Below are 11,710 nucleotides of genomic sequence, written 5' to 3'. Positions count from 1 at the left end.
GCCGAGCTAGGACGTGTCCTGTAGGTCGGCACGCAGCCATCCTTGGTTCCGTGGCCCCGTGGCGTGGATCGCAGCGACTACGGCTTCACCGATCTGGGTCAGTTTCATCGGTGATGCCGTGGTTGTACGAGTGAGAAGTGGGTGTCCGATCTCGCGACGCAGTCTTCCAACTCTCGTGATCAGGGCCGTGCGGGCCGCGAGGTCCTCGTCATCGGCGGCAGACGGGCCTGACCTATCGTGGATCAGCTCAGCGCGATCGCAAGTCAGCAGCTCGCGCAGTGACATCCTGGCCAGCCGGTCGCGCCCGTCCTTGAGGACGACCTCCATGCCCGTGGCCAGGCTGGCGAACTCCACGACCTCGACCGTCTCGCCGTCCAGCCGGAAGTGCGTCCCGACCCCCAGCTTCGTCCCCGCCCCGCTCATGCTGCCCTCCGCAACACGTGGCCTGTGCTCAACGACCGGTCCAGCGCGGTCGTCACATGCCCGGACCACAGCAGGTACAGCACCGCCGACTTCACCAGCGGTCGGGGACACTCCGGCCGCAGCCGGAAGGCGTCGCCCAGCGACATCCCGTCCAGGTCCACCGCCCGCAGCGCGGCCACCAGGTCAGGGTCGAACAGCCAGGCGCGGCGGTAGCCGGCCAGGAACCGGACGTTTTCCAGCACGTGCGGATCCGGCTCGCTCCACACCTCGTACTGCCACCCGCGCGAAGTCACGGCCTCCTGCGTCCAGGCGAAGTCGAAAGCGACTTCCGGCTTCTCAAGTCGGTGCCGCGGTTGACGTCCACGACCACCGGACCGTCATCCGTCAGCAGCAGATAGTCCGGGATGTGCTTGCGGACCTTGCCATCAACGCCGGCCTTGAGCAGGAACGGCTGGGAGACGATTTGCCGCACCTCGGGAGCGAAGCCGGCGAACAACAGCCGCCCCAGCTCCAGCCGCGACTCGTAGATCACATGATCGCCCACGGTCGCCGACCAATACGTGCCCGAATAGTGCTGCTGCCCCTTGAACCAGCGGAACGTCCGCCACGGCCGGGCCTGCCGCAGCAGCCCGAGCGGCACCGATGGCCACTCCAGGTCCTCCACCACGGACTCGTCACCACGCCGGACACTCAGCCGTACCGGCGTGGCCACCGCTGTACCCATCAGACCATCAACCCCGCGCGTTCCGAGGCGGGCCCCACTGGCCGCCGGACGCCGAGGTCCTGCCCCGGCCGCGTACGCAGACGCCGACCGGGGCGGTCCTGTACGCAAAGAGGGGAACTACTCGCTCACGGAGCGTGAATCCCAGCCCCCTGTCCTATTGGCCACGCGGTGGACACCACCGCTGGGACGAGGACACGGGATCTGGGATCCCACAGCAGGTCAGCCGGCGTACGCCCCGCTGGCCGTCAGCCGCAGCGCCGTATCGATCAGCGGCACATGGCTGAACGCCTGCGGGAAGTTGCCCACCTGACGCTGGAGCCCGGAGTCCCACTCCTCGGCCAGCAGGCCCAGGTCGTTGCGCAGGGACAGCAGCTTCTCGAAGAGCCGGCGGGCCTCGTCGACCCGGCCGATCATCGCCAGGTCGTCCGCCAGCCAGAACGAGCAGGCCAGGAACGCGCCCTCGTCACCCTCCAGGCCGTCGACACCCGCGTCGTCGCCCTCGGTGGGATAGCGCAGGACGAAGCCGTCCTCCGTGGACAGCTCCCGCTGGATCGCCTCGATGGTGCCGATGACGCGCTTGTCGTCGGGCGGCAGGAAGCCCATCTGCGGAATCAGCAGCAGAGAAGCGTCCAGCTCCTTCGACCCGTAGGACTGGGTGAAGGTGTTGCGCTCCTTGTCGTAGCCCCGCTCGCAGACATCGCGGTGGATGTCCTCACGCAGCTGGAGCCACCGCTCCAGCGGGCCCTCCACGTCCCCGGACTCGATCAGTTTGATCGTGCGGTCGACGGCGACCCAGGCCATCACCTTGGAGTGCACGAAGTGCCGGCGTGGCCCACGCACCTCCCAGATGCCCTCGTCGGGCTCGTCCCAGTGCTTCTCCAGATAGCTGATCAGCCTGAGCTGGAGGCCCATGGCGTAGTCGTTACGGGTCAGCCCCGTCATGTGCGCCAGGTGCAGCGCCTCGGTGACCTCGCCGTAGACATCGAGCTGGAGCTGGTTCGCCGCGCCGTTGCCGACCCGCACCGGGCCGGAGTTCTCATACCCGGGCAGCCAGTCCAGCTCCGCCTCGCCGAGCTCACGCTCGCCCGCGATGCCGTACATGATCTGCAGGTTCTCCGGGTCGCCGGCGACGGCCCGCAGCAGCCACTCGCGCCAGGCGCGGGCCTCCTCGCGGTAGCCGGTGCGCAGCAGGGAGGAGAGCGTGATCGCCGCGTCCCGCAGCCAGGTGTAGCGGTAGTCCCAGTTCCGCGAACCGCCGATGTCCTCCGGCAGGGAGGTGGTCGGCGCGGCCACGATGCCGCCGGTCGGCGCGTAGGTGAGCGCCTTCAACGTGATCAGCGAACGGACCACCGCCTCCCGGTAGGGACCGTGGTAGGTGCACTGCTCGACCCACTCGCGCCAGAAGCTCTCCGTCGCCTCCAGGGACGACTCGGGCTCCGGCACGGAGGGCGGCTCGTGGTGCGAGGGCTGCCAGCTGATGGTGAACGCGATCCGGTCGCCGGGGGCCACGGTGAAGTCGGAGTACGTCGTCAGATTCCGGCCGTACGTGTCCGCGTCCGTGTCCAGCCACACCGAGTCGGGCCCGGCGACGGCGACCGTACGGCCGTCGACCTTGTGCACCCAGGGGGTGACCCGCCCGTAACTGAAACGCATGCGCAGTCCGGAACGCACCGGCACCCGGCCGCTCACGCCCTCCACGATGCGGATGAGCTGGGGGGCACCGTCACGCGGCGGCATGAAATCGGTCACGCGGACCGTGCCGCGGGGGGTGTCCCACTCGGATTCCAGGATGAGCGAGTCGCCCCGGTAGCGGCGACGGTCCGCCGCCGGGGGCTCGGTCCCCTCGGGATGAGCGGGTCCCAGTCGCCAGAAGCCGTTCTCCTCGGTGCCGAGAAGTCCGGCGAAAATAGCGTGTGAATCGAAGCGGGGGAGACACAGCCAGTCCGCTGTGCCGTCCCGGCAGACCAGGGCAGCGGTCTGCATGTCTCCGATGAGTGCGTAATCCTCGATGCGCCCGGCCACGTGCGTCTCCAGTCGAACGGCCATGTCGCCCCGCAGGGCGCTTACTGCTGGTCAAGGGGTCGTTGTAATAGAACCGACGAGCTCTTGCACGGGTGAGCGGGCTGGGGTGGTGCCGCTGGGCCGCGGCCGACTCGGCAGCGAGTGTCCGAGCAGGATACGACGCACCTGGGGCTTCTGCGCACCGTCCGCCGGTTGTCTGTCGCCCGTCACCCGTTGTCCGTCGCCCGTCACGCGTGAAATGGGTGGGACCTGCGACAAACGTGCTGATCCTGTGCCGACCGGGGAGGGCATGGCCGGAAGCGGCCTCCCTTCGTCGCTGTTACCCTGGTAGCCCGTGGACCGGTGGTCGTCCCGACAGTGGACGAGACCCCCGAACCGCAGCGACGGCACCGCAGGAATTCTCCGTACGGACGCCGGCACGCACCTCACGATCGCGACCACGGGAGCCCCCTTTGGCTATGCAGCCCACATCCACGACGACCAAGCACATCTTCGTCACCGGGGGTGTCGCCTCCTCCCTCGGCAAGGGTCTGACTGCCTCCAGCCTGGGTGCCCTGCTCAAGGCACGTGGCCTTCGGGTCACCATGCAGAAGCTCGACCCCTATCTCAACGTCGACCCCGGCACGATGAATCCCTTCCAGCACGGAGAGGTGTTCGTCACCGACGACGGCGCCGAGACCGACCTGGACATCGGGCACTACGAGCGCTTCCTGGACGTCGAGCTCGACGGTTCGGCCAACGTCACGACCGGCCAGGTCTACAACACCGTCATCGCCAAGGAGCGGCGCGGCGAGTACCTCGGCGACACCGTCCAGGTCATCCCGCACATCACCAACGAGATCAAGCACCGCATCCGCCGTATGGCGACCGACGACGTCGACGTCGTCATCACCGAGGTCGGCGGCACGGTCGGCGACATCGAGTCGCTGCCCTTCCTGGAGACGGTCCGCCAGGTCCGCCACGAGGTCGGCCGCGACAACGTCTTCGTCGTGCACATCTCGCTGCTGCCCTACATCGGCCCGTCCGGCGAGCTGAAGACCAAGCCCACCCAGCACTCGGTGGCCGCTCTGCGCAACATCGGTATCCAGCCGGACGCCATCGTGCTGCGCGCCGACCGTGACGTGCCGATCGCCATCAAGCGCAAGATCTCGCTGATGTGTGACGTCGACGAGGCCGCCGTGGTGGCGTGCAAGGACGCCCGGTCGATCTACGACATCCCCAAGGTGCTGCACACCGAGGGCCTGGACGCCTACGTCGTCCGCAAGCTCGACCTGCCCTTCCGTGACGTCGACTGGACCGTCTGGGACGACCTGCTGGACCGCGTCCACAACCCCGACCACGAGGTCACGGTCGCCCTGGTCGGCAAGTACATCGACCTGCCCGACGCCTATCTCTCGGTCACCGAGGCGATCCGGGCCGGCGGCTTCGCGAACAAGGCCCGTGTCAAGGTCAAGTGGGTCGCGTCCGACGACTGCAAGACCCCCGCAGGCGCGCGGACGCAGCTCGGTGACGTCGACGCCATCTGCATCCCCGGCGGCTTCGGCGAGCGCGGTGTGGTCGGCAAGGTCGGCGCCATCCAGTACGCCCGCGAGAACAAGGTGCCGCTGCTCGGCCTCTGTCTCGGCCTCCAGTGCATCGTGATCGAGGCCGCGCGGAACCTCGCCGGGATCCCCGACGCCAACTCCACCGAGTTCGACGCCGCCACGGGCCACCCGGTCATCTCCACGATGGAGGAGCAGCTCGCGTACGTCGAGGGCGCGGGCGACCTGGGCGGCACCATGCGGCTCGGCCTGTACCCGGCGAAGCTCGCCGAGGGCTCCCTGGTCCGCGAGGCGTACGCCGACGAGCCGTACGTCGAGGAGCGCCACCGCCACCGCTACGAGGTCAACAACAGCTACCGCACGGAGCTGGAGAAGAAGGCCGGCCTGGTCTTCTCCGGCACCTCCCCGGACAACAAGCTCGTCGAGTACGTCGAATACCCGCGCGATGCCCACCCCTACCTGGTCGCCACCCAGGCGCACCCGGAGCTGCGCTCCCGCCCGACCCGCCCCCACCCGCTCTTCGCCGGTCTGGTGAAGGCCGCCGTGGAGCGCAAGGTCGCGGCGCAGGGGACCGGAGCCGACGCGTAGGTACGTCCCGAGGCGATACGGTTGACCGGGGTACGGATCCTTCACGGGATGCGTGCCCCGGTTTCTGTTTTGTTCGTGGGAGGACGTACATGGGTTTCCAGGACACGCCCGAGGAATGGCAGGTCACCGCGACGGTGACCCCCTTCACCGGTAACAAGACCAGCGTCCGTACCGACGACGTCGTGATGCCCGACGGAAGCGTCCACAGCCGTGACTACCAGGTCCACCCCGGTTCGGTGGCCGTGCTCGCGCTCGACGAGGACGGCCGCGTCCTCGTGCTGCGGCAGTACCGTCACCCGGTGCGCCACAAGCTGTGGGAGATCCCCGCGGGGCTGCTCGACATCCCCGGCGAGAACCCGCTGCACGCCGCGCAGCGCGAACTCTACGAGGAGGCGCACGTCAAGGCCGAGGACTGGCGGGTGCTGACCGACGTCTACACCACGCCCGGCGGCTGCGACGAAGCCGTGCGCGTCTTTCTGGCGAGGGACCTCTCGGAGGCCGAGGGCGAGCGCTTCGAGGTCTCCGAGGAGGAGGCCGACATGGAGCAGGCGCGGGTGCCGCTCGAAGAGCTCGTACGGGGTGTGCTCGCCGGCGACCTGCACAACAACTGCCTGGTCGTGGGCGCCTTGGCGCTCACCGCGGTGCTCGCGGGCGACGGTGTGGACTCGCTGCGCCCGGCCGATGCCCCCTGGCCGGCCCGCCCCTTCGAGGCCTGACCGGTCCGGCCCGTCCTCGCCGCGGGGGCGGGCCGATGCCCGGCAGACCATAGGCCGATCGTACGAAACGCTGATCCGATCGGGGGACGTCTCTGCCGCGCTCGACCGTGATCGTCCGCACCACTGAACTACGCTCGAAAGGCCCCGACCGGACTTCCGGCGGGCAACCGCGTGCAGCGAAGTGGAGCGTGGCCCGTGACCGATCAGGCGGTGGACACCAGCGGCCCTGCGCAAGCGGCGGGGACGGCGGGAGCCAAGGAGCCGCCGGACGTGACCACGCATCAGTTCTTCGGCCGCGCACGAGAGTTGAAAGCCCTTCAGGAAGACATCGGGCGAGCGGGCCTCGACACGCTCGCGGGCCGCAAGGCGGCGCGCGCCCGGGTCCTGCTGATCGCGGGACGGCCCGGATCCGGACGCACCGCGCTCGCCTCCGAACTCGCCCGCATCCTCGCGGAACCCGGCGACTATCCCGACGGGGTGTTCCGGGTCTCGCTGACCGAACCCGGCGGCGAGCGCGTCCCCGGTGAACGCACCGCACGCGCGCTCCTGGAGCTGCTCTCCGTCGCCACCCCGCCCGGAGCTGACGAGGACGAGCTCTCCGAGATGGTCCGCGAGGCCTTCGCCGCACGCCGGGCGCTGATCCTCCTGGACGACGCGGTCGACGCCGAGCAGGTCGATCCGCTGCTGCCGGACAACCCCGACTGCCTGGTCGTCGCCACCTCGACCGGCCCGCTCACCGGCATCCCCGGTGTCCGCCCGTGCACCATCGGAGGGCTGGACGCCGGCTCGGCGGTGCAGCTGCTCGCCCGCACCATCGGTCAGGTCCGCATCACCGTCGATCCGCGGACCGCCGAGACGCTCACCCAGGAGTGCGGCGGGCGGCCCGCCGCACTGACCCTGATCGCCGGGTGGCTGGCCGCCCGGCCCGGCGCGTCCGTCGCGGATGTGGCCAAGCAGCTGCGCGACCAGCGGGAGGGGACCGAACAGCCGGGCGTCGACCGCCCGTTGGCCCAGGCCTTCCGGCTGGTCCACGAGTCGCTCCCGCCGGCAGCCGCCCGGATACTGCGGCTGCTCGCGCTCGCCCCCGCCGGGCTGGCCGACGCCCACACCGCCTCCGCGCTGGCCGGGTGTTCCGTGTCGGCCGCCGAGAGCGTCCTGGACGACTTCGTCCGCCGCGGACTGCTCAGGACCAACGGCGCCGATCTGCCGCAGTACGAGATGCCCGGCTGCCTCGCCCCGCTGGCACGCGCCGTGCTGGAGGAGCGGGAGCGGCCCGCCGAGATCCAGCTGGCCAGAGCCAGGATGTTGGAGCGGACCGTGCGCAGGCTCCAGGCCTGCCGCGCGGTGACCGATCCCGAGGGTTCACCGGCCCGCCGCCGGCTCGACGGACTGCCGCGCTCGCTGCGTTTCCCCGGCCCGGAGTCCGCCGCCGAGTGGCTGCGGATCCGGGAACCTTCGCTGCTGGCCTCCGCCCGCGTCGCGGTGCGGGACGGGGACCTGGACACGCTCGCCCGCAGACTGGTGGCCGCGCTCGTCCGCGCGCTCGCCGTGCACCGGGGTACCGAGGCCGCCGCGCCCGTGCTGTACGGGCTGCACGCGCTGGTCCTCGATGTGGCCGAGCGCCGCGACCTGCCTCGCGAGAAGGCCGCTGCCCTGCTCAATCTCGCCGATCTGGACGCCAGGACCGGACGTACGCGGGAGGCGCTGACCCGCTACCGGGCGGCGCTGGACGCCGGACGCGCCGCGAACGACCTCTACGCGACCGGCAGGGCGATGGAATCCGCAGGCGGTGCCTACGCGGAGCTCGGGGACTTCAACCGGGCATCCGACTGGTACGGCCGGGCGCTCGCGCAGCGCCTCACGCAGGGCGAGCGGGCCGACCAGGCGCGGCTGTACGGACGGCTCGGAGCGGTCCACACCTACGCCGGGCGCTATGGCGAGGCGCTGCGCAACTGGCGCGCGGCGGCGGCCGGCCACCGCAGGCTCGGGGACGTACCCGCCCAGGCGCGCGCGCTCAGCGAGGCCGCACGGGTGCAGGAGTACGCGGGCCGGCCGCAGGAGTCGCTGCACACCTGCCGGGAGGCCGTCGACCTGGCGCGGCGGGCGGGTGACGTGCGCCTCCAGGCCGCGCTGGAGCTGAGGCTGGCGGACACCCTGGACCGGCTCGGGGACCCGGCGGCGGCGCGTCTGCACCGGGCGACGGCGGACAGGCTGCTGGGCGAGGAAGGCGCTACCTACGAAATCCGTAGTCCTTCGATCGAAACTTAATGCTTTGTAAGGCTAGACAGTGAGAAGTCCTTCATTAATGATGGCTCTGCCGCGTATCCCTGCGGTGTCTCCCCCTATGCTTGATTCATGCGGGTAACACCCGGCATGTCCGAGCGACACCCCGAGCCAAGGACCGTGATCGACGTGAAGGTCGGCATCCCCCGCGAAGTCAAGAACAACGAGTTCCGGGTGGCGATCACCCCCGCCGGAGTGCATGAGCTCGTCCGTCACGGCCATCAGGTCCTCGTCGAGCAGCACGCCGGTGAGGGTTCCTCCATCCCGGACGAGGAGTACATCGCCGCCGGTGCGCGGATCCTGCCCACGGCCGACGAGGTCTGGGCCGCCGCCGACCTGCTGCTGAAGGTGAAGGAGCCGGTCGCCGACGAGTACCACCGCCTCCGCAAGGGACAGACGCTCTTCACCTACCTCCACCTCGCCGCCTCCCGTGCGTGCACGGACGCCCTGCTCGCGTCCGGCACGACCGCCATCGCGTACGAGACCGTCGAGACCGCGACCCGCGCGCTGCCGCTGCTCGCCCCCATGTCCGAGGTCGCCGGCCGGCTCGCCCCGCAGGTCGGCGCGTACCACCTGATGCGTTCGGTCGGCGGGCGCGGCGTGCTCCCCGGCGGTGTCCCCGGCACGGGATCGGCCAGGGCCGTCGTCATCGGCGGCGGGGTCTCCGGCTGGAACGCCACACAGATCGCGGTCGGGCTCGGCTTCCACGTGACGCTGCTCGACAAGGACATCAACAAGCTGCGCGAGGCCGACAGGATCTTCGGCACGAAGGTGCGGACGGTCATGTCCAACGCCCTCGAGCTCGAGAAGGCCGTCGTCGAGGCCGACCTCGTCGTGGGCGCCGTGCTGATCCCGGGAGCCAAGGCGCCGAAGCTGGTCACCAACGAGCTCGTCGCCAAGATGAAGCCCGGAAGTGTTCTTGTCGACATTGCGATCGACCAGGGAGGCTGCTTCGAGGACTCACATCCGACGACGCACGCCGAGCCGACCTTCACCGTCCACGACTCGGTCTTCTACTGCGTCGCGAACATGCCGGGGGCCGTGCCGAACACCTCCACCTACGCGCTCACGAACGCCACGCTGCCCTACATCCTGGAGCTCGCGAACCGGGGCTGGGCCGAGGCCCTGCGCCGTGACGCCGCACTGGCCAAGGGTCTCAACACCCATGACGGCCAGGTGGTTTACCGCGAGGTCGCCGAGGCGCACGGTCTCGACCACGTCGAGCTGAGCGCGCTTCTGGGCTGAGCGGTCAACCCGTTCCGTCAACCTCATGCGTCCGGCCGGACCTCGCTCGGCGAGGTCCGGCCGGACGCATGACAGGCCCCGGCCCAACTCGCCGGAGACATGGCCCTCTACCCTTTTTGCACCCCCGCGAATGGTGCGCCCCGGGCGCTCCGCGCTCTTGACAGAGGGGTGTTCGATTGCCGACACATCGGGCCGGGTCCGGCGGATTGTGTTGCTGCGAACCGGTGACACGCCATAGAGTCGCCAATCGTCGGCATGGTGCCACGCTGACCTATCGATAAGTTTCCTGGTCACATCCAAGGAGGTAAGACGACTTGTGAATGAGTCGACAATTACTCCCGGGGGTGGTCAACCAGGGATGCCTGCACGGGGTCTGAGCCCGATCGGGCTCGAAGCTGTCGGCTCCGTCGCTGTCCGCACCTTCGCCACCCACCAGCACATGACGACAGCCCCCCAGATGATGGACGGCCTACACGTGAACGCCATGGCCGGCAACGAAAGTGGCCGAGAGACCTCCCACTTCGCCGACTTCGCCGAGGTGCCCGAGGGGCACTTCTACGACCCCGATGCCGAATACGAGCCCGATCCGGAGTACGCGGCCACGCTCGCGCCCGACGCCGCCCGCCAGCGCCGCGAGCGGATCGGCCCGACCGGCCGGCCGCTGCCGTACTTCCCGATCCCCGGCCCCCTGACCGATCACGGCCCCGCGAAGATCATCGCGATGTGCAACCAGAAGGGCGGCGTCGGCAAGACCACGTCGACCATCAACCTGGGTGCCGCACTCGCGGAGTACGGCCGACGCGTCCTGCTCGTCGACTTCGACCCGCAGGGAGCCCTGTCCGTCGGCCTCGGGGTCAACCCGATGGAGCTCGACCTCACCGTCTACAACCTGCTCATGGAGCGGGGCATGGCGGCCGACGAGGTCCTGCTGAAGACCGCGGTGCCCAACATGGACCTGCTCCCCAGCAACATCGACCTCTCCGCCGCAGAGGTGCAGCTGGTCAGCGAGGTCGCCCGGGAGTCGACGCTGCAGCGTGCCCTCAAGCCGCTGATGGCCGACTACGACTACATCGTGATCGACTGTCAGCCCTCGCTCGGCCTGCTCACCGTCAACGCCCTGACGGCGGCTCACAAGGTGATAGTCCCGCTCGAGTGCGAGTTCTTCGCGCTGCGCGGTGTGGCGCTGCTCACCGAGACCATCGAGAAGGTCCAGGAGAGGCTCAACCCCGAGCTCGAACTGGACGGCATCCTGGCCACGATGTACGACTCCCGCACGGTGCACAGCCGTGAGGTGCTCGCGCGCGTGGTCGAGGCCTTCGACGACCACGTGTACCACACCGTCATCGGACGCACGGTGCGCTTCCCGGAGACCACGGTCGCCGGTGAGCCCATCACCACGTACGCGTCGAACTCGGTCGGTGCCGCCGCCTATCGCCAGCTCGCCAGGGAGGTGCTCGCCCGGTGTCACGCCGAGTGAGTCTGCCGGGGGCCGACGAACTGTTCCGTACGACCGGGGGCATGGGCCTTCAGGCCTCGTCCACCGCCGAGAGGCGACGCAGGGCGAACGGCGAGGCGCGGGTCCCCGGACCGGCCGCGGGAAGCGACTCGGCACCCTCGGACACCGGCCAGGGCGGCACCACGGGAAGCACGGGAAGCGGCGGCGCACCGGCCGGGGCGTCCCGGGAGGAGCACTCCGCCGCGGACTCCGACGGAGGTGGCTCACGCAGCCGCGCCGACGGGGAGGAACCCGGCGCGGCCTCACCGCCCCGGGCCCGTACGGCGCCGCCCCAGGAGGGGGCTCCCTCGGTCCAGCCGCAGCGCCAGCGCGGGGGCGGGCGGGGAGCGAACCGCCGGCCCAGCGGGCGGGAGCGCCACGACGAGAAGATCACCGTCTATGTGTCGGCCGAGGAACTGATGGACCTCGAACACGCCCGCCTCGTGCTGCGCGGCGAGCACGGACTGGCCGTCGACCGCGGGCGCATCGTCCGGGAGGCGGTCGCCGTGGTGCTGGCCGACCTGGAGTCGCGCGGCGACGCGAGCATCCTCGTACGGAGGCTGCGGGGCCGCTGACCGGTGCCGCGCCGGTAGCCTGCCGGGAAAGGGCCGCCCGGGCGGCCCCGCCCCGGGGCCCACCGCCCGCCTCCCGTCGCACCCCTGGACCCCAGCAC

Annotated in this window: 10 protein-coding genes; 6 read left to right on the top strand and 4 right to left on the bottom strand. The window is 70.2% G+C overall.

Annotated features, from left to right (window positions below; translation table 11 throughout):
- Positions 1–6: 6 nt before the first annotated feature.
- From AB0C75_RS11905 to AB0C75_RS11890, 4 genes are all read right to left on the bottom strand, one after another.
- The gene (locus tag AB0C75_RS11905; RefSeq protein WP_362889583.1) at positions 7–423 is read right to left on the bottom strand and encodes a hypothetical protein; all 417 of its coding nucleotides are present in this window, start codon (positions 421–423) and stop codon (positions 7–9) included.
- Positions 420–716, bottom strand: a complete 297-nt coding sequence (locus AB0C75_RS11900) for a hypothetical protein (RefSeq protein ID WP_362889581.1) — start codon at positions 714–716, stop codon at positions 420–422. Before AB0C75_RS11900 ends, AB0C75_RS11905 begins: the two co-directional genes overlap by 4 nt.
- Complete coding sequence (locus tag AB0C75_RS11895; protein ID WP_362889579.1) at positions 713–1,090, bottom strand: TnsA-like heteromeric transposase endonuclease subunit; 378 nt, start codon at positions 1,088–1,090, stop codon at positions 713–715. The genes AB0C75_RS11900 and AB0C75_RS11895 overlap by 4 nt, the downstream gene beginning before the upstream one ends.
- Before the next feature lie 276 nt (positions 1,091–1,366).
- The gene (locus AB0C75_RS11890) at positions 1,367–3,169 is read right to left on the bottom strand and encodes a glycoside hydrolase family 15 protein (RefSeq protein ID WP_362889640.1); all 1,803 of its coding nucleotides are present in this window, start codon (positions 3,167–3,169) and stop codon (positions 1,367–1,369) included.
- A gap of 458 nt (positions 3,170–3,627) precedes the next feature.
- Here AB0C75_RS11890 and AB0C75_RS11885 point away from each other — a divergent pair, with 458 nt between their 5' ends.
- The 6 genes from AB0C75_RS11885 (at position 3,628) to AB0C75_RS11860 (ending at position 11,612) form a co-directional block, all read left to right on the top strand.
- Entirely contained in the window at positions 3,628–5,298 is a 1,671-nt protein-coding gene (locus tag AB0C75_RS11885; protein ID WP_362889577.1) for a CTP synthase, read from the top strand.
- Positions 5,299–5,387: 89 nt separating this feature from the next.
- Positions 5,388–6,014, top strand: coding sequence for an NUDIX hydrolase (locus AB0C75_RS11880; RefSeq protein WP_362889575.1), 627 nt, complete (start codon positions 5,388–5,390; stop codon positions 6,012–6,014).
- A 195-nt stretch (positions 6,015–6,209) separates the two neighbouring features.
- Positions 6,210–8,282: a tetratricopeptide repeat protein gene (locus AB0C75_RS11875; protein WP_362889573.1), complete on the top strand. Its 2,073-nt coding sequence runs from the start codon at positions 6,210–6,212 to the stop codon at positions 8,280–8,282.
- 144 nt (positions 8,283–8,426) lie between these two features.
- Positions 8,427–9,542, top strand: coding sequence for an alanine dehydrogenase (ald, locus tag AB0C75_RS11870; RefSeq protein ID WP_362889639.1), 1,116 nt, complete (start codon positions 8,427–8,429; stop codon positions 9,540–9,542).
- A gap of 358 nt (positions 9,543–9,900) precedes the next feature.
- Entirely contained in the window at positions 9,901–11,019 is a 1,119-nt protein-coding gene (locus tag AB0C75_RS11865) for a ParA family protein (RefSeq protein ID WP_033305452.1), read from the top strand.
- Entirely contained in the window at positions 11,016–11,612 is a 597-nt protein-coding gene (locus AB0C75_RS11860) for a hypothetical protein (protein WP_362889638.1), read from the top strand. Before AB0C75_RS11865 ends, AB0C75_RS11860 begins: the two co-directional genes overlap by 4 nt.
- The last annotated feature ends 98 nt before the right edge of the window (positions 11,613–11,710 follow it).

It is taken from the genome of Streptomyces sp. NPDC048565 (genome assembly GCF_040650935.1).
In the GTDB taxonomy this organism is placed as follows: Bacteria; Actinomycetota; Actinomycetes; order Streptomycetales; family Streptomycetaceae; genus Streptomyces.
The sequence above is the reverse complement of the archived record's forward strand: the minus strand, read 5'-3'. Positions and strand labels throughout refer to the sequence as shown.

Excerpts from the sequence above, each read along its gene's own strand:
- AB0C75_RS11885 (WP_362889577.1), top strand. The coding sequence starts at position 3,628 with ATGCAGCCCACATCCACGACGACCAAGCACATCTTCGTCACCGGGGGT.
- AB0C75_RS11865 (WP_033305452.1), top strand. The coding sequence starts at position 9,901 with ATGCCTGCACGGGGTCTGAGCCCGATCGGGCTCGAAGCTGTCGGCTCC.
- AB0C75_RS11905 (WP_362889583.1), bottom strand. The coding sequence starts at position 423 with ATGAGCGGGGCGGGGACGAAGCTGGGGGTCGGGACGCACTTCCGGCTG.
- AB0C75_RS11880 (WP_362889575.1), top strand. The coding sequence starts at position 5,388 with ATGGGTTTCCAGGACACGCCCGAGGAATGGCAGGTCACCGCGACGGTG.